The following is a 26,163-nucleotide window of genomic DNA, read 5'->3' as shown; positions in this document are numbered from 1 at the left end:
TAGTAAAGAATATGGCGTTTTTTTATGCCATCAGCCATATGATTGAATAATTTACCAAAATACGTTATATTAAAGATAGATTTTAGTAGGACAAGGTTATAAAATATATAAAATCTATTAGAATGGGGGAAATCAAATGAATGCTACATTTATGGAAATAGCTATTTATCAAGTTAAGCCCACTAAAGCTGAGGTATTTGAAGAACTACTAAAGGAAGTTGTTGATACTCAAAAAGAACAAGGGGGACTTATCGATCTTAAGTACTTTAAAAGAGATTATACCATTGATTACGAACAAATAAAAGAAGGATTACCCCCTCGAAAGCTTACAAAAATCATTAAGTCTATTAAATATGTTTTGGTGTGGGAGTTTAAAACAAAAGAAGATTATGGAAGGGCTTTACAGTGTATTCATCATAAATACGATAAAGAAATTAATCGTTGCCTAGTTGTCCCCCATGACAAGCTAATTGGAGAACGAATTTATTAAATAAGAAGTTCAATTAAAAAGAAGAGCCTTAGAAATGCATGAAAAAGTAATACCAATTCTTAAAAGTATCTTAAATCCTATGCAGTATACTTGAGGTCTAGTTTATTTCCCTATATAATGAGTGAAAGAATAGATTATTTATTAAGGTAATTATCAAAATCATCAATAGAGTAGGGAATAAATAAACTTTACAGTTGCTAGGGAGTGGTTAGGATGAATTGGATTAAACGTTTTATGACAGGTAGGTATGGTGGAGATCAGCTGTCCATTTTTTTACTTGTATTATCAATGATTATAACGTTAATCGGTAGACTTACAAATGTTGTTGTAATTAGCTTTTTAAGCTATGTGCCGATTTTTATGGCTCTTTTTAGAATGTTCTCTAAAGACATTAATAAACGCAGAATGGAAAATTATAAGTTTGCTATTTTTATCAGTCCTATTTATTCAAAACTAAAAAAACTTGAGGGTCGTCTTAAGGGTAGAAAGACCCATCGTTATTATAAATGTCCCAACTGTAATAATTCCTTACGGGTACCGAAGGGAAAAGGAAAAATTTTGATTACATGCCCTAACTGTAAAGAAAAATTTACTAAAAAGGTTTAATTTTCATATAGAGAAAATTGCATAATATCAAAGCTTTGAATTTATATTTATTTTGCATTAATATAAATTTAATATTACTTATGCAATTTCCTCAAGTAAATAGTTGAGGCAAGAGGAGTGGTAATAGATGAAGTTTATTAAAGGGATAGTAGGTAAAATCTTATATGGAATAGGAAGAGTTGTTTCTGTAATATTAGAGGGTTTAATCACCTTAATTGAAAATCTAGTGGTATTTGTAGGAAGCTTTTTTAAGGGATGTTTAGCAGTAGCCAGTATGGGGGGCTGTCTGTTTTTTATCCTATTTGCAAACTTAGGATTAAGAATATTATTTAATCCAGTTGGTTTCTCTATAATTATCTTTATGTTAACCTTTCTAATTATGGGGGGAAGAATTGCTTATTCTTTAAAATATGTAAAGTATATCACTACAGAATATTTGTTTAATACTGCCAACGCGCTTTCTGGGAAGACTGGTTACCAATATAAGAAATTTAATGAATTTAAGGAGGCCTATCGAAGGGCAGAAGAGGAAAGAATAAGAGAAAGTCAACGGAGATACTACGAACAGCAGAGACAATGGGAAGAAAGAATTAAACAACAATGGTATCAACAACAAAGCCAACAAAGGGGTCAGTACCATTATGGTAACTTTGGAGGACAGGGGGGCTACCAGCAGGGTTATGGTCATGGAAATCCAACAGTGGACTTTAAGAATAAATTTGAGAGAAGCTGTGATGTGATTGGGGTCTCCTACGATTCTGATAAAGCACAAATTAAGTCGGCCTATCGAAAAAAAGCTAAAGAGTATCATCCAGACTTAAGTAAAGCTCCAGATGCAACAAAAATATTTCAAGAGATTACTGCTGCTTACGAGTTTTTGAGTGATGAAAATATACAGAGGTACAAAAGTATGTAGATGGAGAAATACTAATTTTGTATTCTAGGAAATTTATGTGGCTGATCTTGGTAAATGTTGAAATAAAATATGATAAAAATATGTTGAAAATATATTAAAAACAGAAGGTAGATATTGGCGAAAGGCTGATATCTATCTTCTTGTTTTAGTGAGAAGAAATAGTATAAGTTATTAGCAAGAAATATATGAATAAGATAGAAATTATAGTATAATATGGATATTAGACGAATTTCATCAAATAAGGAGGTAAATTATGAATCCAAAATTCTTGCTATTCACTGCCGCACTTATGTGTTTCGCTTTTTCTATTACTGAAATAATTCAGATCCTCAAATATATAGGAAAAACAAAAACAGTAGAAGCAACGATAATTGATGAAGAGTTAACTTTTCCTAACCCATCCATCGTTAGAAATTCAAAACGTGTTTTAATTGAATATGCCCATGATGGTAGACGAATTATTTCAAAAAAACCAATAATCGTATCGATGGGCCAGAAAATTGGAGACCAGATAAATATAAAGTATATTATAGATGAACCAGAGGTAGTGGTTACAAGTAATTTAAATAGATTACTTGTAGCTTTAAGTGTGGGGACATTACTGTTTGTTATAGGTTATTTATCTTAGATATATAAATTTAACAGATTTATTTCTTTTAATACTTCTTATTTTGTCTTCCTAAACTTCAAAGGGGTTTTTCCATAGACTTTTTTAAACATCTTTGAAAAGTTTGCAGAATAGTTATATCCAACCTTATGGGCAACCTCTTCAATACTTAAGTCAGTTGTGGATAGAAGATTGGCAGCTACCCTCATTTTAAGATGATTTGTATATTCGCCAATTGACATATGATAGTGCTTTGAAAAACCGGCCTTTAATTTTTGCTCATTTAAAAATACCATCTTACTTAAGGTTTTTATATCAGGAGGATTACTATAGTTTTTCTCCAAAATATCATGGGCCTTTTGAATTGCATTAATATCCGATGAGGTTAGTTTAATCACACGATCTTTGCCAATATTAATATTGCCATAGTTTATCTGGTTGGTAAAAGCGTTTTCAGAAGATCTAGTAACTTCATTATATAAAATAGCGATACATTCTAAAATTTTGCTCTCCAGATAAATACTAGTTAGGGCATTTTGATAACTTAAGCTTTGGAGTTGGCGTATTATCTCAACAATTTCTAAGGGTAAGTAGATATAGGTATAATTTCTAATAAAAGCATTAAAATCCATGATGTTAGGAAAGTTAGGTTGGATAACATCATTAAAATAAGATTCAAATATAGTTATTTCTGTACCGTGAAAGTGTTGGCCCTTTTTCCAATTTTGTTGACCCTTTAAGTCTTTTTCTACAACAAAAAAGGTTGAAGGAGTAAAAGAGGATACAGGGCGATCTTCAATTATAAACTCCGTTTCACCCTCATAAACAATGCCAAAGCGCATGAGAAATTCTGGGTTATCAAAGGATACGGAAAAGTCCTTCGGTATTGTGTAGTCTGCAATTCCTAAATTATAATAACCATCCCTCGAATAACTAATCAAATAGCCAAGTTCTGGCTTTTTTTTATTTGTGTATAAAGTATAATGCTCACTCTTAATTTCACTAAAGGACAGGGTGCTTAATACTGCATTTTTAAACTCTTCATTAGATTTAACAACCATATTTTCCTCCTGATTTCCTCCTGATTAAAGGTTATTCTAAGCCATTGGTCAATCCATTGGTTAGTTCAATTTAATTTCCCGTATACATAGACAATAGTAACATCAAAGGTACAAGTTCAATTATAATGAATTTCAGCCTACTATTCAATTAAAATAATTCTATTAGATGTAAAAATTATTAAATTAGGTGCATCTATTGAAGTGATAATGATTATCATATACAATGAATTTTGTCCAAAAGATAAGAATATGATTTTGAAAGGAAGATATAAATGAAAAGAAGTTCAATGTTTAAAACAATTCTATTTGCATGCATAGCTATGTTAGTTCTTGTGGGTTGTTCAAGCCCTAGCCCTTCAACTGAAAATAATGTTGAGGCAAATGAAGAAGTTAAAACAATTACAGTAACTGATGTTAGAGGGGAAGTAGAAATTCCAGAAAGCCCAGAAAGAATAGTAGACTTAAGTGGTAATAGTGATATTTTATCTATTTTAGGATATAAAGTAATCGGAACAGCAAATAGTGACGCTTATGACTATAAAAAGTTTCCATCTTACTTAGAAGAGACATTACAAGGGGCTACAATACTAGGATACAGCATGCAGGATACAATGGACGTTGAAGCTATCATGAATCTAAATCCTGACTTAATTATCATTTCAACAGTACAAGAAAAAATGTATGACCAATTAAGTAATATTGCACCAACAGTAATGATCCAATTAGAAGCTTTAGACTGGAAGGAAGATGTTAGAGCTTTAGGAAGTGTATTCAATAAAGAAACAGAAGCGAATACTTGGTTAGAAGCCTATACCGCTAAAGCAACAGAAGTAGGTAAGCAGATTAAAGAAACCTATGGTGAAGAAACAAGTTACTTATCCTTCTTAGCTAGTGGCGGACAATTCTACGTTTTCGATGGTGCGGGGTTTGGTAGTGTTTTATATCAAGATCTAGCCTTAAGCAAACCAGAAGGTATGCCAGAGCAGAGTGATATAAGCTTGCCAGTAGTAACCTATGAGGGGTTAGCCTCTATCAAAGCAGATTATATATTTGTAATCGCAACAGATGAAGACTTAAAGGTACTTGAAGCAAATGCCATATGGAATAGTTTGTCGGCAGTAAAAGAAGGTAAAATTATTGAATTAGATGCATCACCATATTTTATTCAAGGATACAGTTCTATCGGAAGAGAATTACTTTTAGATGAAATTGTGGAGATGTTAAATGAAACAAATTAATGGTATTACTTTTACGATTTGTAGTTTATTCATTCTAATTATTGGGTTATTCCTAGCCACCAGCTTAGGAGTAACCCATATTGGGATATCTGAAATATTAGAGAGTATTTTTAATTATAGAGAAACGTTAGAACTGATGCTGATTAGAGATGTTCGTATACCAAGGGTCCTTAGTGTGTTATTTACAGGAGGGATATTAGGCGTAACAGGGGCTATGATTCAAGGAGTAACAAGAAACCCTATCGCAGAACCTTCTCTTCTAGGAGTAAGTCAAGGAGCTACTTTAGTGATAGCAATTTTTTATGCTGTAGGTATTACTATTAGTACCTCCAATGTTATGATGGCTTCCCTAATTGGAGCAATATTAACTGGGATCATTGTGATTGGTTTTTTATCAAGGAAAACAAAAAATAGTTCTATTACTAAGATTCTCTTAGCAGGAACTGCCATGAGTACTTTTTTTATTTCTTTAACAACGATTGTAGGTCTATTATCAAATCAATCTCAGTTTATTGCTTTTTGGGTTGCTGGTGGTTTTAGAAATGCAACTTGGGCAGATTTTAGGTTAGTTTCAATTGTAGGAACGGTAGGTTTTCTATTGGCAATTTTATTATCGAAGAAAATTAATCTATTAAGCTTAGGAGACGATGTAGCAATAAGTCTTGGAGAGAATCCCCAAAAAATAAGACTATTAACCTTTATTGTGATGATCCCCATGTGTGCTGCAGCAGTAGCCGTGGGCAAGAATATTGGGTTTGTAGGCCTTATTGTTCCCCACATAACTAGAAAATTTTTTGGGGAGGATTACACAAAAAATATACCGCTGTCCTTTTTATTAGGGGCAATCTTATTAACATATTCTGACATTGCAGCAAGATTAGTATATAGTCCCTATGAAATGCCAATTGGAATATTTACAGCATTAATAGGAGTTCCCTTCTTCATAGCTGTTGCAAGAAAGGAGCGAGGCTAAATGAAAAAAAGTCGATTTCCCCAAACCGTATTTATTTTAGGTTTATTCTTAGTTGTTGCAATCATTATGTATTTAAGCTGGGGAACATATAAAATAGCGCCACTAGACATAGTAAGAACGCTATTAGGTGGGGGAACAAAATTGCAAAATACTGCAGTTTTACACCTTAGACTCCCCAGGATGCTAGTAGGTATTTCTGTAGGGATTGCTCTATCTACTGCTGGGGCCCTATTACAGACAATCACAAAAAATGAATTAGCAGATTCAGGTATTATAGGAATAAATGCTGGGGCAGCAGTAGCGGCAGTAATATTTATATCATTAAAAACCTCTAATTATTATAGTACATTGGGGGTTCTATCAATCTATGTGTTGCCTTTAATGGCTATTATGGGGGCAGGGGTTGCGGCCTTTGTGATTTACTTTTTATCAAGCAGAAACGGTATTAAACCTAAAAGGTTGCTTCTAATTGGGCTTGGAATGCAAGCGGGGCTAAATGCATTTATCACCTTCTTTACCTTTAGAGGTGGTGTTGGTGATTACAATAGAGTATTAATATGGACTTCTGGTAGTCTCTGGGGAGCAGGATGGAATTATGCAAAAGTAATTATTCCTTTAGTAATCGTAGCATTTACAACTGTGCTATTGGATTACAAAAAGTTAGATGTTTTAAATTTATCCGATGAACATGCAGTTGCCCTTGGTTTAAATTTAAATCGTGAAAGAAAAAAGTTCTTAAGCTATGCAGTAATACTAGCAGGTGGAGCAACGGCATTTGCAGGCAATGTAGGGTTTATTGGATTAATCTCTCCTAATATTTCAAAACGGCTAGTTGGACCTTATCATAAGAACTTTTTAGTAATTTCTGCAATGATTAGTGTCGTGATTATTTTACTAGCAGATGCAGTTTCAAGAAATTTGTTTTCACCAATTGAAATACCAGTAGGTATTGTTATTTCAGTTTTTGGTGTCCCTTATTTTATTTATTTAATGATGAAGGAGAAATAAATGGAAGCTATTAGTGTACGTAATTTATCAGTTGCTTATGAAGACAATTTAATAATCGATAAAATGAATCTATCAATACCAAAGGGTAAAATTAGTATCATCATTGGAGCAAATGGGTGTGGAAAATCAACTTTGCTGAAAAGCATTGCAAGAATTATTAAACCTAAAGATGGTGAAATATTCATCAATGGGAAGGATATAAAAGATCAAAAGGAAAAGCACTTAGCAACTCAAATCGCTTTTTTACCCCAAGGGCCAATTTGTCCTAGTGGAATGACCGTAAAAGAATTGGTTGCTTATGGAAGATTTCCCCACCAGAAAATGATCGGAGGACTTAATACCCATGATAAAGAGATCATTGATTGGGCGATTGAAGAAACAGGCCTTAAGGATTTTGCAGACAAGCCTGTAGAAAATCTTTCGGGTGGACAAAGACAAAGGGCTTGGATCGCAATGACGTTAGCCCAAGAAACCGACATTATCATGTTAGATGAACCCACCACCTATTTAGACATGTCTTATCAATTAGAAGTACTACAAGTATTAGAAAAGTTGAACAAAAATAAGAATATTACCATCGTTATGGTACTCCACGAACTAAATAATGCCTGTAGGTTTGCCAGTAATATTATTGGACTCAAGCAAGGTAAAATTATTTGTCAGGGTATTCCTATGGAGGCCATCACTAGAGAAAATCTAAAGGCAATATATGGAATTGATGTAAAGTTACAATTAAGTGATAATCAAAATTACCCTATTTGCGTAGATTATGATCTGATAAGGGGGTAAAATGAAAAATAAAAATTTTATTATTGTGGTTATCGGGCAAATTATTTCTCTATTTGGAAATGCAGTACAACGATTTTGCATGTCATTATATATTCTTGACTTAACAGGTAGTGCCGCTACTTTTTCAAGAATATTAGCCCTTTCAACTATTCCCTATATTTTATTTGCGCCGATTGCAGGGCTTCTAGCAGATACAGTAAATAGAAAAAAAATAATGCTCTACCTTGATTTTTTCAGTGCTGCCCTAATGTTTATTTATTCAATTATTTTAATCAGCGGAAGAGACCATATCCTTATTGTAGGTAGCGTTATGTTTATGCTATCTATTATTTATACACTGTATAGTCCTTCTGTAACGGCATGCATCCCCCAAATAGTTGATAAAGAGAAGTTAGCTTCAGCTAATGGCATTATTCAGCAGGTTGGGGCGATTGTTAATTTAGTTGGACCAATTATTGCGGGTATACTCTATAGCTTTGTAGAAATTAAAACAATAGTCATTCTAAATGCAGGCAGTTTTTTAATAGCTGCAATTTTAGAAGTATTTTTAGATATTCCCGATCTAGAAATTAAAGAAAAAATTAAAAATCCATTATTAAAATCTATCGGAGAAATGAAAAAAAGCTTCTTATATTTAAAAGAGAAAAAACAAGTTGTCTTAGGAATTATAGCTTCTTATGGGCTTACAAATATTTTTATTGTACCAATATTAAGTATCGTATCTCCATATTTTATTAAGGTACAATTAGAAATGTCGGCAACAAAATATGGTTTTGCTGAGGCAATTTTTGTTTTAGGGATGATTATTGGTGGTATGTTAATTACCTTTAGACCTAACCTCTTTAAGATAAAAGACATTCATAAAACCATGTATCCAATGCTTATTGCCATCATAACAATGGGGGTTGCAACCTACCTAACAATGGATAACAAACTAATTATTTTAGGGATCTACTCAATTGGTGGGCTGGGAATCATGCTATCTTTGGCATTATCCAACATTGTTTCATTAACTTATGTTCAAGGGGAAGTAAAAGAAGAGATGCTTGGTAAGGTAAGTGCTTTTTCCACTGCCATCGCTACCGCCAGCGTAGCCCCTGGTCAACTAATTTATGGACAGTTAATTGATTTAAACTTTAGTCTCTATAGCATTATGGCGGCTACAATGTTTTTAAGTGTAGGGGTAGTTATGTTTGTTAAATGGAATGTTTCGAGAGTCTAATTGAAATTGCAAATAATATAGTCTGTTTTATCTAAAAACAAGAGGAAATTGCATTAATATAAATATCATATTAATATGCAACTTCCTCTATTTATGTTAGTTTAATTATTTTGTGTGTACAAAGAGATTATTTTATTCTAAGTTTAACTTCTTAGTAAGAAGTGTATTGGTTAACGTAAAGTAAACAGTTGATAATAGTGTGGCAAAAATAATATAAAAAATAGATAACTTTCGGAAAATATCAGGTGTTGTTTCAGTTGAGTTAATTAGTGTAGCAAAGAAACTATTGCTAAAGATGACTATAGAGATCACTATCAAAATTTGGCTAAATAAATATAATACCCCATACATAGCAAAGGAGGCGATTAATTTATGTCTAGAGAACATGTGACCCAAGGAGATGGCTGCATAAATCATTAGAACAGCAGTTGTAATCATCAATAACATCATAAAAGGTAAAGTAAAGATTCCTGCGACTCCAAGTATTTCTTTCACTCCGTTAATCAGCTCAATTAATTGCTGACCAATATTATCTGCACCAGAAATTATGATAATCGAGGTAATAGTAGTGACCATGCTTCCTATAACCCATACTACTGCAACTAGTAGCTTACTAATGATGTGCTTCCAAGTTGTGGTGGGCAATGTGAACATAAGATAACCTTCGTCCCCTAAGAGGCTTTTATAAAATCTTTGAATCATAATAACCAAGGTCATGGCAACAGTACCTACTACTAAAGAAAAATAAGCAACGATCGTAATATAACTAATAAAAATTTGCAAACTAAAATTATTAGATGTTTGAATTAAGTTAAAGGGGTTTATGATTCTGTTGATTAATGAAAATAGCAGTAGTGTTAAATATAAAGGAATTAATAATCTTGCGGTAGCTTTAAATTCCCAGCGTAATAATTTATTTAACATTTGAAAACCTCCCTAAATAATAAGTCAATAGATTTACCTGTTTCTTCTCTAATTTCATCAACCTCTTTAGTCATAACAACTTCACCATCTTTAATAAAGATAATGTAGTCTAGGATTTTTTCTATATCAGAAATAAGATGGGTAGAGATAATAATTGTGGCATTTTCATTATAATTATTAAGTATGGTATCCAAGATATAATCTCTAGCAGCTGGATCCACTCCTCCAATAGGTTCGTCTAATAAATATAGTTCGGCTTCTCGACTCATTACAAGAATTAATTGTACTTTTTCTTTAGTCCCTTTAGACATGGTTTTTAGTTTATCTTTTGGATTAATGTTTAGCTTACTTAACATATCGTAGGCAGTAGTAGGATTAAAATCATCATAAAAATCTTCAAAGAACTCTACCATTTGTGATACCTTCATCCAGTCGTTTAAATAGGTTTTTTCAGGTAGATAAGATACTATTTTTTTCGTTGCAACTCCAGGCTTATGCCCAGAAATGAGAAGATTTCCACTAGTAGCAGTTAAAAGCTCATTACATAGTTTAATAAAGGTACTTTTACCGCTGCCGTTGGGCCCCAATAGACCAACAATCTTTCCACGAGGAATAGTAAAACTAATATTATTTAAGGCTTTTTTTGAGCCGAAGACTTTTGTTAGGTTATTACACTCTAATATATTATTCATTCTTTGTATCCTCCTTTTTTACCATTGTAGATAGAATGCTTAAAATTTCATTACGTTCAAAACCAAGGTCAGTCATCTTATTTAAGAAAAACTGAATATGCTCTTGGGCAATTTTGTTTTTAAGTTGTTGTACCATGTTATAATCCTCCGTTACATATCTCCCGCTAGTACGGTTAGTATATAAAAGACCATCATCTTCAAGTTTTGCCAATGCCCTTTGCATCGTATTAGGATTTACCGATGCTTCTTTAGCAAGATCTCTTACAGAAGGCAACTTAGAACCTAAAGGATAGGTTCCCGAACAAATTTTTAGTTCGATTTGATCTACAAGTTGGGCATAGATAGGACGATCTGATTCTAGGTCCCATGTCATTTTTCACTCCTCCTTTATCTGTAATAACTGTATCATTGTATTACTGTATTAATATCTTAATACAATAGTACAAAAACAAAAAAACAATGTCAATAGTTTTCCATAAATTTTTAAATTTAATTGTCTGAGGAAATTGTATAATACCATAACTATGGATTTATATAGGATTCATGCAAATATGAAAAATTCAGATTTACTATGTAAAATTTCTGCATTTACAAAAAATGCAAATTATTATATAATATAGTAAATTTATAAAGAAAGGGGAAAGTAAAGTTATGACACCATCTAATTGCTAATATTAATTTAAGTTTATTTTAAATTAATCAGTATTCTATTGGAGTATAATAGCCTAATATTTAGGTTTTGTTGTTGTGCTCTTTATGGAATATAGCAGTTGGAAGGATAACTTACTTTACCGTTAAATAGGATAATCTAATATTTCTTAAAACTTTAACTGACCATATAAAGATTATGATTTAATCTATGGTTAGATTATTACACCTATAATAGTTTTTGGAAATGATAGTAATCTAATAATTAATTTTTGCGATTAATTGTAATGGACTGTAAGAGGGATATTCTTATGGTCTTTTTTATTTAAGTAAATAGAGAATCCTTCGCTGTTATTTCATAAAGAATTAACTACTATGTAGGAAGCGAGGAATATTTATGTTTGAACTTTCGTTAAATCATGTGAAAAAATATATGGATGCTACTTTAGTATTGAAAGATATAACATTCCAAGTCTATTCAGGAGAAAAAGTTGGAATAGTAGGGGGAAACGGAAGTGGTAAGAGTACCATTTTAAAATTAATTGCGGGAATAGAACCACTAAATTGTTATCCAGGTTCTAGAAGTTTGGGGTATGATGAAGGTTTTATTTCTATGCCGAGGGAAGCGACCACTGCTTATCTTCATCAAATTCCAGAATATCCAGATCACTTTAAGGTCATAGATATTTTAAATTTGGCATTTGAAGAAATTCACAATATAGAAAAAGAAATGCGGATATTAGAAGAAAAAATGAAAGCTTCAAAAGATAATGAATTAGAAAAAGTATTAAAGCGGTATGACAAATTGCTACAGTTATTTGAAATTAAGGGTGGTTACGATATAGAAGAAAAGCTTAGTAAAGTTTGTAAGGGATTAAAATTTGAGGAAAGCTTCTTAAATAAAAACTTTAGTTTATTAAGTGGTGGAGAAAAGACAACGGTTGTTTTAGGAAAAATCTTAATTGATCATCCTGATATATTACTTTTAGATGAACCTACCAATCATCTAGATATGGAATCAATTGAATGGCTTGAGGGGTATCTTAATACCTATAAAGGAATTGTAATTATCGTATCCCATGATAGATATTTTTTAGATAATGTTGTAGAAAAAATAATTGAGATAGAGGATATGGAATGCAAAACGTATAAGGGTAATTATTCTGCTTATGTAAGTCAAAAAGAAGAGAATATGCTTATTCAATTTGATCATTTTAAAGAACAACAAAAGAAGATTAATGCAATGGAAAAAACAGTTAAGGATTTGAGGGATTGGGCCCTAAGGGCCGACAACAATAAATTTTTTAAACGGGCTGCTAGTATTCAGAAGAAGCTTGAAAAAATGGAAAAGATAGAAAAACCAATTTTTGAAAAGCAGAATATGAAATTGAATATTAAAACCTCTCAACGGTCAGGAAATGAAACAATTAAGGCAATATCAATCTCTAAAGAATTTAAGGATAAAGTGATCTTTAAAGATGCAAATTTATTGGTTAATTATGGAGAAAGAGTTGCACTTATTGGGCCTAATGGAAGTGGAAAAACTACTTTTCTAAAAATGTTACTAGGGGAAGAAGGACTTGATGCTGGGAAGCTAGAATTAGGTGCTAATGTCATGATGGCATATCTACCCCAGAAAATTACCTTTAAAGATGAAGAACTGACAGTTTTGGAGTGTTTTAGAGAGGATATTTTTATATTAGAGGGGAAGGCAAGAGAGTATCTTTCAAAGTTTATATTCTATGGCAATAGTGTTTTTAAAAAAGTAAAACATTTATCAGGTGGAGAAAGGATTAGACTTAAGTTAAGTAAACTCCTTTACCATGATGTAAATCTACTAATATTAGATGAGCCGACTAATCATCTTGATATCGATTCTATTGAAACACTAGAAGAAGCCTTAGATGATTTTAAAGGAACCATCTTATTTATTTCCCATGACCGATACTTTATTAATAAAATCGCCCAAAGAATGATAGTCATTGAAGAAAATAGTTTTAGATGTTATTCTGGTAATTATGACTATTATAGAAGAATTAAAGAAGAAGTAGTATTAGAAATACCAAAAGAGTTGGAGGTTAGCAAGGATAATAAAAAAAGAATATACAAAATTGATGAAAATAAAAAACAGGAAGCAAAAATAGTTAAACTGGAATCAAGAATAGAAATCCTTGAAAAAGAAATTAAAGAGATTGATTTACTGATGGCTAATCCCCATTTAAATCATGAAGAACTTAATCAGTTATACTGTAAAAAGGAAGAGTTGACTAAAGGGCTAGATTCCGTTTTAGAAAATTGGTTAAGCATTAATAAATGAAGTGATACATTTCAAAATAGATCTATCTTAAGTAATCAGTACAATAAAGCAAAACAAAAACTTTTAAAAATCAAAAAGCTCAAATACTTATGATAACAAAAAGCATAAAGCATAAAGCATAAAGCTTAAAATCTAGATAAGCTAAATGACTAAAAATACTAGCTATACATTAGAAAACGGAGGAGTAAAGTATGGAAATGGTATATTATAAGTGTCAAACTTGTGGTTTTATTCATCAGATACCAGAATATTGGAGTGGGTTTGCACCTGATGAGCAGATTGAATTAGTCCATTTTAATCTATCTACAGGGGAAGAGTGTAGCGAAGTTATGTTAGGGTTAGTCGCTAAATAAGTATAGATTGTTAAAACTTTTAAAGATATGATGGCAAATATTGACTAAATAATGTATTTTAGTATACAATATAGTTAAGTGTGTTTCCGTAGCTCAGTAGGATAGAGCGTTCGCCTCCTAAGCGAAAGGCCGTGGGTTCGATTCCCGCCGGGAACACCAAAAATTATTTATAAGCTTATTGCAACTAAACAAAGGGATAGTAGAACTAAGCAAAGTAATTGTACAGCTACACAATGGATTAGTACAATTATAGAAGGTAACATTGCAACGAAAGATGTTAATTAAATTACACAAAAATAAATAAATGTTAACTATAAAAGACATGGAGACCCCATGTCTTTTGCATTTTCTAAATGATAAAGCTTAAAACTTCTTAAATCATCAGAAAAGTTTAACTTATTTTTAATAAAAAGGGTTTAATAAACTAATGTAGAATGATATTAAGTCGAATAATGGCGATGAATGTCGCCAATCAATAAAGGTTATATGATAAACCCTAGAAGGAGGAAGGAAATGATTCAAAAATTAAATATTAATCAGAAAAGAGGCTCGATCAAGCTTAAATTGATTATAATACCATTAATCGTTGTATTTATGGCAATTATATCAATTAATGCTATATCTACATATCTTACGAGAAACAGCTTGCTTGAACAAATGAGAGATAGTGGTATGGAAATAGCCACCCAAGCAGCGAGACAGATCGAAGATTATGATGCTTCTGTAAAAGCAATCAATGGTATGATAGAAGATAAGATTAGGGCAACAGCAAGAATAGTAACAACTAATAATGCGAACTTAAGCAATGAATTTCTTATACAATTAGCAAAGGATTTAGACATTACTGTTGTCAATGTATTTAATGATCAGGGGGAGGTTGTCTATACAACCCATGTTGATACTAATCTTGGTTTGGTTGTACCAGATGATCACTTTGCTAGAAGGGTTCCAAAGGAACCAGCAGGTGAATTAATGGAAGACATTCGTAAAGGCTTAACCGATGAAAATTTTTATAAGTTTGGTTATGTCCACGATGGTAAAGGGGGAGCTATTCAAGTAGGAATACTTGCCAACGAAGCTCAAGCATTATGGGATCGTTTTAGCTACCAAAGACTTGTAGATAGTCTAGGAGAAGAAGAATCTGTTGTGTATGCCCTGTTTATAGATAAAAACGTAACTGCAGTTGCCCATAGTAATGAAGATAGAATTGGAATGGTATTAGAGGACAAGGGAAGTATTACAGCAGCAGTTGATGGAAAATCTTTTACGTCAGAATTTACCTATAAAGGTGGAGAAAATGAAGTTGAAGTCTATGATGTACTTTTACCTGTTAGTGTAGATGGTGAACATATAGGCGCCATCAATTTAGGGATCTCTATGGAAGCTGTTCAATCTACAATAAATCAAAATATTAAAATGGTTTATGGGGTAGGAATAATAGCATTTTTAATATTAAGTTTAATTTTGTTTAGATTATCCAATTATGCTATAAAAACATTGAATATCACTAAAACCTATGTAAACTCAATGGCTGAAGGTGACTTTTCAATAGCTATTTCACAAAAACATCTTAATTTAAAGGATGAATTTGGTGAAATTATAAATGCTATAGAACATATGAAGAATTCCATAAAAGAAATTGTTAAAAACATAGGGGATACGGCTCAATTAGTTAGCTCTTCATCAGAAGAACTGACTGCAACAAGTCAGCAATCTTCTATAGCGGCAGATGAGGTAGCAAAAACCATCGAAGAAATTGCTAAAGGAGCAAATCACCAGGCAAGGGATACAGAGGAAGGCGTTAAAATTGCCAACGAATTGAGCGAGATTATTAGTGAAGATTTAATAGACATGGAGATTCTAAAATCCCAGATGGAAGGATTAAGAAAATCAAAGGATGAAGGAATCATTATTGTAAATAATTTAGCCAATAAAAATCATGAAAATAATGAAGCAATGGCGATGATTCATGAAATGGTATTAAAAACAAATGAAAGTGCTGAGAAAATCAGTAGCGCAACAAGTATTATTAATGGTATAGCAGAACAAACTAATCTATTAGCATTAAACGCTGCTATTGAAGCAGCTAGAGCCGGTGAAGCAGGAAAAGGATTCTCAGTTGTAGCAGAAGAAATAAGAAAGCTGGCAGAAGAATCTTCAAAATCGGTAAATGAAATTGATATAGTAGTCAGCGGGTTGCAAAGGGATTCAGAAAATGCAGTAACCACGATGATTAAGGCAAAGGAAATTATTAAAGAACAAACAGAAGATGTAGAGATTACAAATATCAAATATCAAGATATAAACAAGGCTGTAGAAGAAGCTATGCAGATTGTAGAGAAGTCTACAGACTCTGTTAATAATATGAAAAATAAAAAAGATGAATTTATACAAATTATTGAAAACTTATCTGCCATATCTCAACAAAACGCTGCAGGGACAGAAGAGGCATCCGCTTCAGTAGAAGAACAAACCGCAGCTATTGAAGAAATCGCTAACTCCAGTGAGGCTTTAGCTAGTCTAGCAGAAGAAATGCAGGAAAGTATTAAGAGATTTAAGTATTAATCAGTATAGTCAAATATAAGATCTTTTGATCTACTTAAAATAAGTAACCTAGGATACAGAAATACTAAAAAGGAAATGATATGATTATAAAAAATATAATCATTTTCCTGAGGAGGAATTTTTATGGATCAATTTATCAAGAATATTGAACTTTCTAAGGTGCTAGATATGGAATCTCTTGTTTCTTATCAAGAGGGACAAGTAATTAGTCGAACCCTAGCCCAAGGAAAAAACTTAAGTCTAACATTGTTTGCCTTCGATGAAGGGGAGGAAATAAGCTCCCATTCTTCAAGTGGAGATGCAATGGTTTATCTACTGGATGGAGAAGCAGAGATCACAATAGGAGAAGAAATCTTTTCTGTAAAAAAGGGAGAAACAATTATAATGCCAGCAGGTATTCCCCATGCATTATTAGCAAAAGAGCAATTCAAAATGCTTTTAGTAGTGGTGTTTAAGCCTTAGGATAAAACAACGATAGAATAATCAATAACCCCTGTGATGTGGTAAAATCACAGGGGTTATTTTTGATCTTTACGTTATGTTGAATAAATCCCTTCTAATTTTTCTGCGTCTATAATCTCAATGGTTCTTTTATCAAATGATATGATCCCTTCAAGCTGTAGCTTCTTTAACTCCCTTGATAAGGTTGGTCTAGATACATTAAGATGTTCAGCCAAAGACTTTTTAGAAAATGTTAGTTTAATAACATTGCTGTTAAATTTACTTTTCTCGGTAAGTAAAAAATATGCTATTTTTGCTGGCACAGAATTTAAGGAAAGAATCTCTATGGTGGTATTTAGGGTTAATACTCTATTGGCGACAGATTCTAGAAATTTAGACATAATCTCCTGATCTATCGAAAATAAGTTTAAAAGATTAACCTTGTTGATAAATAAGATATGACTCTTTTCACAAGTAGAAATTGTTGAAGGGTAATAGGTGGTATTAGCGAAAATTGAAGCATCAGCAATTAGCTCATATTGAAATCTTCTAGTCACAGTAAGGGCTTTACCAGAAGCAAATATTTTTTGAACCTCCACACTACCATTTAAAATAATTCCTAGGGTATCTGAAGGGTCATGGGGTGAAAAGATAATTTCACTTTTTCCATAGGATTTAACATGATATGTAATTTTAGATAATAAATCTGACACTTCTTGACTAGTCAGATGATCAAATAGAATGCAATTATTAAGCTGTTTAATAGGTTCCATAATAACCTCCCTACTTAAAATTTATTATAGAAATATACCAAAGTGTATCGTGGGATACTTTTTTTATTTTCTGTAAATGTATAATCACTATATAGTATAAATGAAAATGATTATCATGGTCAACTAAAATACTAGATTAAAATACTGGATATTAGATGGATTGAATAAAGGGAGGTACTAAATTGTTTAGTTTAGGAATTGATATAGGCTATTCTTCTATAAAATTTGTTTTGATCAATAAAAATTTAGAAGTTATCGATCTTGCATATATTCTTCATAAAGGAAGAGTTAAAGAAGAAATAGTCAAGTATGTTAGTTATTTAGAAAATAAATATGGAGAAGGGATTACAAAGGGAGGAGCTACAGGACAAGGTAGTAAATTTCTTTCAGATAAAAAGGGAATTAGCTGGATTAATGAAGTGACTTCTTTAGTAGAAGGTAGTAAGCATTGTCGAGAAGATATTAAGTCAGTAATTGAAATTGGAGGTCAAAGTTCAAAATATATCACTAATGTAGATGACAACGGCAATAATAGCATTAAAATTTCTATCAATTCAAATTGTTCTGCTGGAACAGGTTCATTTTTAGAGGAACAGGTATCAAGGCTAGGGATTAGACTTGAAGATTATTCAAAACTCACAGAAAAGGCAAGTTACATTCCAAGAATAGCAGGAAGATGCAGCGTTTTTGCTAAAACCGATATAATTCATCATCAACAAGAGGGAACAGAGACTAAAGAAATCCTATTAGGGCTGGCCTATGCTCTAGTAAAAAACTATAGGGCTAATGTTGTGAAAAAGAATCCAATACAACCTCCAATATTATTGACAGGTGGAGTAGCCTATAATGATGCCATAGTAAAGGCCTTAAAGGATGTAATGAAGCTAAGAAACGAGGAAATGATTACACCAGATAATTGTGGTAATGTTGCTGCTTTAGGTGCAGCAGTGATAGGACTTAAAGAGAGACTCTTACTAGATCTATCAGATATCAAAAGGATTATTACTGAAAAAGACCAGTCACAAAATCTTATCCAAGATGCTGTTTCATTTCCTACCCTAGAACAATTTGGTAGTCATGATAGTATTAATAAACACGAATGTAAAGACATTAGTTCTCAGTCTTATGTGAAGGGGTATATCGGTATTGATGTAGGTTCTACCAGTACTAATGTAATATTGATGGATGAAGATTATGCTGTCTTAGATTTTAGATATTTAAGAACTTTAGGGGACCCAATTGCTGCCGTGAGTAAGGGTTTATTGGAAATAAAAAAACATATGGTAGAAAACAATAAGGAACTAGAGATATTAGGTGTGGGACTACTGGTTCTGGGCGATATATGGCAGGTAGCTACATAGGGGCAGACGTAATTATTGATGAAATTACAGCCCAAGCAAAAGCAGCATCCACCATAGACAAAGATGTAGATACAATTATTGAAATAGGAGGACAAGATTCTAAGTTTATCAAGCTAGAGAAGGGGATTGTATCTGATTTCGAGATGAACAAAATCTGTGCAGCTGGTACTGGGTCTTTTATTGAGGAACAAGCAAAAAAATTAAATATTTATTTAGATGATTTTGGTAATTTAGCCCTTAGTTCCAATAATCCAATAGACTTGGGAGATCGTTGTACTGTTTTTATTGAAACTAACATTGCGGCAAGTATTAGTAATGAAGGAAAAATTGAGGATATTGCTGCGGGTTTATCCTACTCAATTGTAAAAAATTATTTAAATAAAGTTGTAGGTAAAAAGGAAGTTGGCAAGAAAATCTTTTTTCAAGGTGGCGTAGCTTATAATCAAGCAGTGGTAAATGCCTTTAGAGGTATTTTAGGCGATAAATTAGAGGTGCCTAAATTCTTTAGTGTTACAGGAGCCTTCGGTGCAGCAATCTTGGCTAAAGAAGAGATGAAAACTTCAGCTTCAGCTTTCAAAGGTTTTAATTTAGATCAAGACTTCAATTTTAAGGAGATTGAAAAGAAAGAAACCATCGAAACGACTAAGAGATCAAAAATATTTGAAGAGATTGAAGGATATTATTTAAAAGGTTATGAAGGTGCTATTGACCCTGCCAAAAAGACAATAGGGATTCCGAGGGTACTTTTCCTTCATAAATTATTTCCATTATTTAATACTTACTTTAAGGAACTAGGGTTTAATGTTCTATTATCTGAGAATAGTAGTGAGAAAACTGTAGAGTTAAGCCAAGAATTTACAATGGATGAAACTTGTTATCCAATTAAGTTAATTAATGGTCATGTAGCAGAGTTAATAGCAAAGAAGGTTGATTATTTATTCTTACCTAGTCTTTATACGATGGCTCATCCTGTTTCGACAACTAGACAAAATTATGGTTGTGTTTATATGCAATGTGTCCCTAAGTTAGTAAATAAGACTATGGATTTAGAAAAGAAAGGAATTCGAATACTGTCTCCTGAGCTATCCTTTAAATTTGGCAAGCAGTATATGATGAAAACGCTAATGACATTGGGGCAGCAGTTGGGAAAGAATTCTATTCAGACTACTGTAGCTTTGGCAAAAGGAATGAAACGGTTAAAGGATTTTGAGTTAGAAGTTGAGAAACTGGGAGAAAACACAATAAAAGGACTTGGGAAGGATGAAAAAGCCTTTGTCATTGTTACTAGAGGTTATGGGATTGTTGATCCAATATTGAATATGGGGATTCCAGAAAAACTAGAGAAACTAGGCTACAAGGTCTTAACCTTGTCTAACTTACCAGCCCACGATCATGATACTTCTAAAGAATATCCTAATATGTATTGGCCCTTTGGACAACATATTTTATCGGGGGCTCAGATTATAAAAGAACATCCAAATTTGTATCCTATTTATATTACTAATCATGGTTGTGGACCCGATACAGTTTTATCCCATTATTTTAAAGAAGAAATGAAGGGAAAGCCCTACCTAAATATTGAAGTAGACGAGCATTTTTCAAGTGTTGGAGTATTGACCCGTGTAGAAGCCTTTGTAAATAGTCTGAAGTCAGAAAAGATAAAAGAAGAGGAAATTTTAAGTCTCAAGGAATATTCTGATCAGGTTAACCATAGGGTTACTAGTGTTAAATCAAAATTAAAGGAAATTGATAAAACAAGGGAGATTTATTTACCCTATTTGTTTCCCTACACTAACCTTCTAGCAACATATCTACAAGAAAAGGGTTATCGGGCTCAAGTGCTTCCCATGACCACAAAGAAAACATTGGATATTGGAAGGAAATATACATTGTCAAAGGAGTACCTTTCCTTTACATGTCTTGTGGGTGATGTGCTGAATCAGGCCTTGGAGTTAAAAGCTTCAGGTAAAAAATATAGTTTTCTCATCCCTACTTCTGAGGGGTCAGAGGTAGGAGGACAATATCATCGATTAATTAGAGATAAACTTGATGGGGCAAACATGGAAAATGTTGAAATAGTAGCACCTTTCATTGAGGATCTTATTAAAGATAGTACTTTAGCAGAAGATTTATTTTTAGTTCTCTTGGGGGGAGATTTAATTAACTTAGCGCCAAGAAACGAGAGGGTGAAATACCTCAACAATTTAAATGGGCTAATAGCAGATGGAAAACTAACGATAGAACAGTTGGAAGAAGTGACAAGAAAAATTCATAAATCTATGGATAAAAGGAATAAATCTCATAAAATCTACCTATTAGGGGAAGTTGGCCTACTATTTAATGATTTTATGAACAATCATAACATAAAGAAAATGGAAGAACAGGGAATCCAATTGTTATTTGCTCCCCTTAGTGAATATATGTGGTTCTTTTGGAGAGACTTTCTTACTCAATCAGGGAATAAAAAAGATATTCTTGGTCATAACCAGCTGACTAAGCTGTCTAATTATATTAAAAGGATTTCCAATTTACTTGTGAGCAACAATCCCTTTGAAGGAGATTTAGAAATGCTGATTAAGAGGGCAGACCAAAATCTTCATCTTTATGCAGGCGGAAATGGTAGATACAGATATGCTAAAGCCTTAGGGGATTTTGAATCGGTGGAGGGGGTTATTACTGTTTCTTCAATGTATGAAAACACCAACACAATCTTAAATATATTAACACAGGAAGAAAATAAATCATCTAAAATACCTGTATTAAATATGTCCTTTGACGGGAATGAAAATGAAATAGATAAGTCAAAAATAGAATCCTTTATCTATTATGCTCTTAAGGCAAGTAAAAATGCAGTAGAAGATTGTGAAAGGAGAGCCAAGAATGAAGCTTGAAGGAGTGTATAAAAGCTTTGAAGAGATAGATGTACTACACAATTTTAATCTTACCATTAGTGACAAAGAGATCACCTGCATTTTAGGTCCTTCTGGTTGTGGAAAATCTACTTTACTTAATGTGTTAGCAGGAATTATTAAACCAGATGAAGGAAATATAATAGATCAGAAAAAGAAGATAGGATATGTTTTTCAAGAGGATCGTTTACTTCCTTGGAAAACGGTTTTTGAAAATATTAAGTTGGTTAATAAAAAGGCTTCCAGCAATCGAATAAAAGCCTTAATTGATATGGTGGGTTTAAACCAATTCGAAAATAAATACCCCCATCAATTAAGTGGAGGGATGAGGCAGAGGTGTTCTATAGCAAGAGCCTTTAATTTTGAATCTGAATTACTATTAATGGACGAACCTTTTAAATCATTAGACTATGATCTTAGAATTAATATGGTTAAAGGATTGGTGGAAATATGGAATAAGTGGAAAAACACTATTGTTTTTGTTACCCACGAGATTGATGAAGCGATATTACTTGGACATAAAGTTGTTGTTCTTTCTCAAAAGCCTTGTACTGTAGAAGATGTGGTAGAAATAGACCTGCCATTAAATACAAGAAATCTGGAAATCCGTGAGTTAATTAATGTAAGAACTAAGTTGATCAAACTTCTTTCAAATCAAGAAAATCAAGTGAAATGCAAAAGTGCTTAAAGAAAAAATATGATAAGAGGAGTGTAGAAGATGAAAAAAATAATTGGAATCATTTTAATTTTAAGTTTTACATTAGGAATTTTAGCAGGTTGCACATCAAACGTGAATAGTGAAGAAGATACAAATGAAGTAGAATCAAAGGTGTTAGAAAATGTAAGTATTAACGTGGCAGCTCCTTCTGGCGCGCCTACATTAAGTATGATAAAAATGTTTAAGGAAAACCCTTCCTTTGGAGAACATGTTAATATTAGCTACGAATCAGTTAAATCGCCGGATTTGATGGCATCAAGAATTATATCGGGAGAAATTGACATTGCAGTTGTACCTACTAACCTAGCAGCAACCCTATATAATCGGGGAGTAGATTATAAGCTTGCAGCATCAAGTGTATGGGGTATTCTGTATATTGTTGGAACAGAAGAAATTACTGGTTGGGAAGACTTAAGGGGGAAAGAAATTCATACTTTAGGTAGAGGTCTTACCCCAGATATCGTATTGAGATACCTTCTTTCAAGTAATGGAATTGATCCAGATGAAGATGTTACTTTAACTTATTTAGGGGAAGCGACAGAACTTGCCTCAACCTTTATAGCAGGTAGAAGTACAATATCAGTAATCCCAGAACCTGCCCTTTCTAATGTGATGCTAAAGAAAGAAGACACCGTTATACTGTTAGACCTTCAAGAAGAATGGAGCAAGCAAAATGAAGGGAACGCAAGTTATCCTCAAGCCTCATTAATCATTAAAAACGAGCTTATAGAAAAACATCCAGAATTTATTGAGATGTTTTTAGAAGAATATGAAAATAGTATTGACTGGTTATCCTTAAATGGCGAAAAAGCTGGAGAGTACAGTGAAGCGTTAGAAACAGGTCTATCTAAGGGGGCAGTTGTAAATGGTTTAAATAGGTCCAATATTAATTATCAAGATTCAAAGGTAGCAAGGGAGTCAATCGAAAAATATTTAAAGGTTTTATTTGATTACTCTTCAGAAACCGTAGGAGGGAAGCTTCCAGATGAAGGTTTCTATTTTGAAAGATAAAAAGAAACAGGAGCTATTATATACAACCCTATCGGTTATGGCATTATTAACTCTATGGAAGATTGCCTCGATGGTGGTTGAACAAGAAATATTAATTCCATCCCCAGAAGCTACCTTAATGGAGATCATCAGAATCATTCAATCACCCAACTTTATAATGGCAGTAGTTAATACCCTAAGAAGGGCGTTAATAGGCTTTGGAATTGCCCTAGGAGCAGGAATAGGTTTGGGTTTATTAGGAGGATTCTCCAAAGTGATCTACTATTTACTTACCAATTGTAATCATTAATAGGGCTGTACCTACAATGGCTATGATTTTACTTGCTCTTATTTGGTTAGAATCCGAAAAAGCTCCAATTTTAGTTGGAATGTTGATGTAAAACTGATTGAGATGATGGATATATATGAGGTTGGGAAATGGGATCGATTAAAGGATCTGTACATTCCTTCTATAAGTTCCTACATTCATAGCGGCATGGCAGCGGCGATGGGTCTTAATCTAAAAATTATAATAGCAGCAGAAGTCCTAAGTCAGCCCAAAATATCAATGGGTACAAGCTTTCAAATAGAAAGAGTGAACCTCAATACAGCAGGTGTTTTTGCCTGGTCCCTTATAACAATCTTATTGGCAGCGATGTTAGAAAGAGGCCTTAAACTACTACAAAAGAATTAAAATAATTAGATAGCCCTCCATTTTGGGGGGCTGTTTTATTTGCAAAATTAATAGTTTGTAGATACTTTGTCAAATCTAAACTACAAAAAAAGATTATATTTTTAGATAATTGGGTAAAATTACTAAGGATATTAAAAATTGCTAAGGAGGAGAGATACTATGGAAAACTCAATGTTCTGTTACCAATGTGAGCAAACAATGGGAGGAAAGGGGTGTACTAAGCACGGGGTATGTGGTAAAACTCCAGAGATTGCTAATTTACAAGATTTATTAATCTATCAACTAAAAGGGATCTCCTGCTATGTTAAGCCCCTACTTGAAAAGGGAGAGCATATAGACAAAGAAATTGTCAAATTCGTAGAAAATGCTTTATTTACAACCCTTACTAATGTAAATTTTGACTTAGACTTCCACCTAGAGATGTTAAAAGAATCCCAGCGTATTAAAGAGATGATTAGAAATAAAGCCCCTCAAGGAGACTATTCCGATGCAGCTACATACAATTTAGGTCATACAAAAGAAGAAATGCTTAAGGATTCAGTAAAGGCTGGTATAATGTACGATCAAGAACTAGATGCCGATATTCGTTCATTAAGGTCTACTATACTTTACGGGCTAAAAGGAATAAGTGCCTATGGCCATCAAGCTAGATATATTGGACATCATAGTGATCAAGTAGATCAGACTTATTTCTTAGGTTTAGAAGCTACTACAAATGATAATATGACATTAGATGACTTATTACGTATGACTATGAGAGTCGGTGAGATGAGTGTAGAAGTAATGAGTGTATTAGATGAAGCTAATACAACACGGTATGAAAATCCGTCTGCCCAAAAAGTAAATGTAAATATTAAAAAAGGTCCCTTTATTATTGTTTCAGGTCATGATCTAAGAGATTTAGAACAATTGCTTCAACAAACGGAAGGTAAAGGGATTAATATTTATACCCACGGAGAGATGCTACCCTCCCATGGTTATCCTAAATTGAACAAGTATAAGCATTTAGTAGGTAATTTTGGTTCTGCTTGGCAGAATCAGCAACAAGAATTTGATGGTATACCAGGATGTATTTTAATGACCACCAACTGTTTGATGAAACCAAGAGACACCTATAAGGACCGAATTTATGCTACCAATGTAGTAGGTTGGGACGGAATTAAAAAGATCGAGCTAAAGGAAGATGGTACGAAGGACTTTAGTGAAATTATTAATAAGGCCCTAGAACTGGGTGGCTTTGAAGAGAGTGAAAAGCCTAAGGAGATTTTAGTAGGCTTTGGTCATCATGAGACCTTATCCCATGCAAATACCATTGTGGATGCTGTGAAAGAAGGTGAAATAAGACACTTCTTCTTAATTGGTGGATGCGATGGAGCCAAGCCTGGAAGAAACTATTATACAGAATTTGCTGAAAAAGTTCCTGAAGATTGCGTAATTTTGACTTTAGCTTGTGGAAAGTATCGCTTTAACAAGCTGGATTTTGGAACAGTAGCAGGCTTACCAAGGTTATTAGACGTTGGACAATGTAATGATGCCTATTCAGCCGTAAGAATCGCTACAGCCCTTGCAGATGCTTTTGAGACTGATGTAAACTCCCTGCCCCTTACCATTGTTCTTTCTTGGTATGAACAAAAGGCAGTGGCAGATTTATTGGCACTACTTTCACTAGGGATAAAAGGCATGTTCTTAGGACCTAGCTTACCTGCCTTTATATCACCTAATGTACTACAATATCTTGTAGATACCTTTGATATTAAACCAATTAGTACAGCAGATGAGGACTTAAAAAATTCACTACAGCAAGCAAATTAATAGATCATAAAGGGCCCTCTTAGAAATAGGAGGGTTTTTTATTTATGGAAATTAAA

Annotated in this window: 25 protein-coding genes and 1 tRNA gene; 21 read left to right on the top strand and 5 right to left on the bottom strand. The window is 32.9% G+C overall.

The window, feature by feature from the left end:
• Positions 1-136: 136 nt before the first annotated feature.
• From T335_RS0117440 to T335_RS0117425, 4 genes are all read left to right on the top strand, one after another.
• Positions 137-490, top strand: coding sequence for a hypothetical protein (locus tag T335_RS0117440; RefSeq protein WP_026478671.1), 354 nt, complete (start codon positions 137-139; stop codon positions 488-490).
• Positions 491-703: 213 nt separating this feature from the next.
• Positions 704-1,096 (top strand): hypothetical protein, encoded by a 393-nt coding sequence (locus T335_RS0117435; protein ID WP_026478670.1) that lies wholly within the window; start codon positions 704-706, stop codon positions 1,094-1,096.
• A 127-nt stretch (positions 1,097-1,223) separates the two neighbouring features.
• On the top strand, positions 1,224-2,012 hold the full coding sequence (locus tag T335_RS0117430) for a J domain-containing protein (protein WP_026478669.1): 789 nt from the start codon (positions 1,224-1,226) through the stop codon (positions 2,010-2,012).
• A 253-nt stretch (positions 2,013-2,265) separates the two neighbouring features.
• Complete coding sequence (locus T335_RS0117425; RefSeq protein ID WP_026478668.1) at positions 2,266-2,640, top strand: hypothetical protein; 375 nt, start codon at positions 2,266-2,268, stop codon at positions 2,638-2,640.
• Between the two features lie 38 nt (positions 2,641-2,678).
• Here T335_RS0117425 and T335_RS0117420 read toward each other — a convergent pair whose 3' ends face one another.
• The gene (locus T335_RS0117420; RefSeq protein WP_026478667.1) at positions 2,679-3,680 is read right to left on the bottom strand and encodes a helix-turn-helix domain-containing protein; all 1,002 of its coding nucleotides are present in this window, start codon (positions 3,678-3,680) and stop codon (positions 2,679-2,681) included.
• A 272-nt stretch (positions 3,681-3,952) separates the two neighbouring features.
• Here T335_RS0117420 and T335_RS0117415 point away from each other — a divergent pair, with 272 nt between their 5' ends.
• Genes T335_RS0117415 through T335_RS0117395 form a run of 5 tightly spaced genes read left to right on the top strand, consistent with a single transcriptional unit; the run spans position 3,953 to position 8,910 of the window.
• Entirely contained in the window at positions 3,953-4,918 is a 966-nt protein-coding gene (locus tag T335_RS0117415) for an ABC transporter substrate-binding protein (RefSeq protein WP_026478666.1), read from the top strand.
• Positions 4,905-5,891 carry a FecCD family ABC transporter permease gene (locus T335_RS0117410; RefSeq protein ID WP_026478665.1) on the top strand — a complete coding sequence of 329 codons (987 nt, stop codon included), beginning with the start codon at positions 4,905-4,907 and terminating at the stop codon, positions 5,889-5,891. Before T335_RS0117415 ends, T335_RS0117410 begins: the two co-directional genes overlap by 14 nt.
• On the top strand, positions 5,892-6,899 hold the full coding sequence (locus tag T335_RS0117405) for a FecCD family ABC transporter permease (protein ID WP_026478664.1): 1,008 nt from the start codon (positions 5,892-5,894) through the stop codon (positions 6,897-6,899). It abuts the gene before it with no gap.
• Positions 6,900-7,688, top strand: coding sequence for an ABC transporter ATP-binding protein (locus T335_RS0117400; RefSeq protein ID WP_026478663.1), 789 nt, complete (start codon positions 6,900-6,902; stop codon positions 7,686-7,688). It begins immediately after the preceding gene.
• Position 7,689: 1 nt separating this feature from the next.
• The gene (locus tag T335_RS0117395; RefSeq protein ID WP_026478662.1) at positions 7,690-8,910 is read left to right on the top strand and encodes an MFS transporter; all 1,221 of its coding nucleotides are present in this window, start codon (positions 7,690-7,692) and stop codon (positions 8,908-8,910) included.
• 132 nt (positions 8,911-9,042) lie between these two features.
• Here the strand turns inward: T335_RS0117395 and T335_RS0117390 are convergent, their stop codons facing one another.
• The 3 genes from T335_RS0117390 to T335_RS0117380 are packed head-to-tail and all read right to left on the bottom strand — an operon-like array spanning position 9,043 to position 10,899.
• On the bottom strand, positions 9,043-9,834 hold the full coding sequence (locus tag T335_RS0117390; RefSeq protein WP_026478661.1) for a hypothetical protein: 792 nt from the start codon (positions 9,832-9,834) through the stop codon (positions 9,043-9,045).
• On the bottom strand, positions 9,828-10,526 hold the full coding sequence (locus T335_RS0117385; protein WP_026478660.1) for an ABC transporter ATP-binding protein: 699 nt from the start codon (positions 10,524-10,526) through the stop codon (positions 9,828-9,830). Before T335_RS0117385 ends, T335_RS0117390 begins: the two co-directional genes overlap by 7 nt.
• Positions 10,519-10,899 carry a GntR family transcriptional regulator gene (locus tag T335_RS0117380; RefSeq protein ID WP_026478659.1) on the bottom strand — a complete coding sequence of 127 codons (381 nt, stop codon included), beginning with the start codon at positions 10,897-10,899 and terminating at the stop codon, positions 10,519-10,521. Before T335_RS0117380 ends, T335_RS0117385 begins: the two co-directional genes overlap by 8 nt.
• A gap of 672 nt (positions 10,900-11,571) precedes the next feature.
• Between T335_RS0117380 and abc-f the strand changes: the two genes are divergently transcribed.
• From abc-f to T335_RS0117355, 5 genes are all read left to right on the top strand, one after another.
• On the top strand, positions 11,572-13,491 hold the full coding sequence (gene abc-f, locus T335_RS0117375; RefSeq protein ID WP_026478658.1) for a ribosomal protection-like ABC-F family protein: 1,920 nt from the start codon (positions 11,572-11,574) through the stop codon (positions 13,489-13,491).
• 191 nt (positions 13,492-13,682) lie between these two features.
• Positions 13,683-13,844, top strand: a complete 162-nt coding sequence (locus tag T335_RS22375) for a hypothetical protein (RefSeq protein WP_156943717.1) — start codon at positions 13,683-13,685, stop codon at positions 13,842-13,844.
• Between the two features lie 82 nt (positions 13,845-13,926).
• Positions 13,927-14,003, top strand: a tRNA-Arg gene (locus tag T335_RS0117365).
• 354 nt (positions 14,004-14,357) lie between these two features.
• Positions 14,358-16,409: a methyl-accepting chemotaxis protein gene (locus T335_RS21800; RefSeq protein ID WP_051569392.1), complete on the top strand. Its 2,052-nt coding sequence runs from the start codon at positions 14,358-14,360 to the stop codon at positions 16,407-16,409.
• Between the two features lie 123 nt (positions 16,410-16,532).
• Positions 16,533-16,871: a cupin domain-containing protein gene (locus T335_RS0117355; protein WP_026478657.1), complete on the top strand. Its 339-nt coding sequence runs from the start codon at positions 16,533-16,535 to the stop codon at positions 16,869-16,871.
• Positions 16,872-16,945: 74 nt separating this feature from the next.
• Here the strand turns inward: T335_RS0117355 and T335_RS0117350 are convergent, their stop codons facing one another.
• Positions 16,946-17,623 (bottom strand): Crp/Fnr family transcriptional regulator, encoded by a 678-nt coding sequence (locus T335_RS0117350; protein WP_026478656.1) that lies wholly within the window; start codon positions 17,621-17,623, stop codon positions 16,946-16,948.
• 182 nt (positions 17,624-17,805) lie between these two features.
• Between T335_RS0117350 and T335_RS22745 the strand changes: the two genes are divergently transcribed.
• The 7 genes from T335_RS22745 to hcp all read left to right on the top strand — a co-directional run bounded on the left by T335_RS22745 (position 17,806) and on the right by hcp (position 26,107).
• On the top strand, positions 17,806-18,984 hold the full coding sequence (locus tag T335_RS22745) for an acyl-CoA dehydratase activase (protein WP_051569391.1): 1,179 nt from the start codon (positions 17,806-17,808) through the stop codon (positions 18,982-18,984).
• The gene (locus T335_RS21215) at positions 18,966-21,875 is read left to right on the top strand and encodes an acyl-CoA dehydratase activase-related protein (RefSeq protein ID WP_051569390.1); all 2,910 of its coding nucleotides are present in this window, start codon (positions 18,966-18,968) and stop codon (positions 21,873-21,875) included. The genes T335_RS22745 and T335_RS21215 overlap by 19 nt, the downstream gene beginning before the upstream one ends.
• A complete protein-coding gene (locus T335_RS0117340) occupies positions 21,865-22,581 on the top strand; it encodes an ABC transporter ATP-binding protein (RefSeq protein WP_034328852.1) in 717 nt (238 codons plus the stop codon). The genes T335_RS21215 and T335_RS0117340 overlap by 11 nt, the downstream gene beginning before the upstream one ends.
• 30 nt (positions 22,582-22,611) lie before the next feature.
• Entirely contained in the window at positions 22,612-23,622 is a 1,011-nt protein-coding gene (locus T335_RS0117335; protein ID WP_026478654.1) for an ABC transporter substrate-binding protein, read from the top strand.
• Positions 23,597-23,911, top strand: coding sequence for a hypothetical protein (locus tag T335_RS22605; RefSeq protein ID WP_034328851.1), 315 nt, complete (start codon positions 23,597-23,599; stop codon positions 23,909-23,911). Before T335_RS0117335 ends, T335_RS22605 begins: the two co-directional genes overlap by 26 nt.
• Before the next feature lie 42 nt (positions 23,912-23,953).
• A complete protein-coding gene (locus T335_RS22600; RefSeq protein ID WP_330371279.1) occupies positions 23,954-24,295 on the top strand; it encodes an ABC transporter permease subunit in 342 nt (113 codons plus the stop codon).
• Positions 24,296-24,454: 159 nt separating this feature from the next.
• Positions 24,455-26,107: a hydroxylamine reductase gene (gene hcp, locus T335_RS0117325; RefSeq protein ID WP_026478653.1), complete on the top strand. Its 1,653-nt coding sequence runs from the start codon at positions 24,455-24,457 to the stop codon at positions 26,105-26,107.
• Positions 26,108-26,163 lie beyond the last annotated feature (56 nt).

Origin of the sequence: Alkaliphilus transvaalensis ATCC 700919 (assembly GCF_000621485.1) — a bacterium.
In the GTDB taxonomy this organism is placed as follows: domain Bacteria; phylum Bacillota; class Clostridia; order Peptostreptococcales; family Natronincolaceae; genus Alkaliphilus; species Alkaliphilus transvaalensis.
The sequence above is the reverse complement of the archived record's forward strand: the minus strand, read 5'-3'. Positions and strand labels throughout refer to the sequence as shown.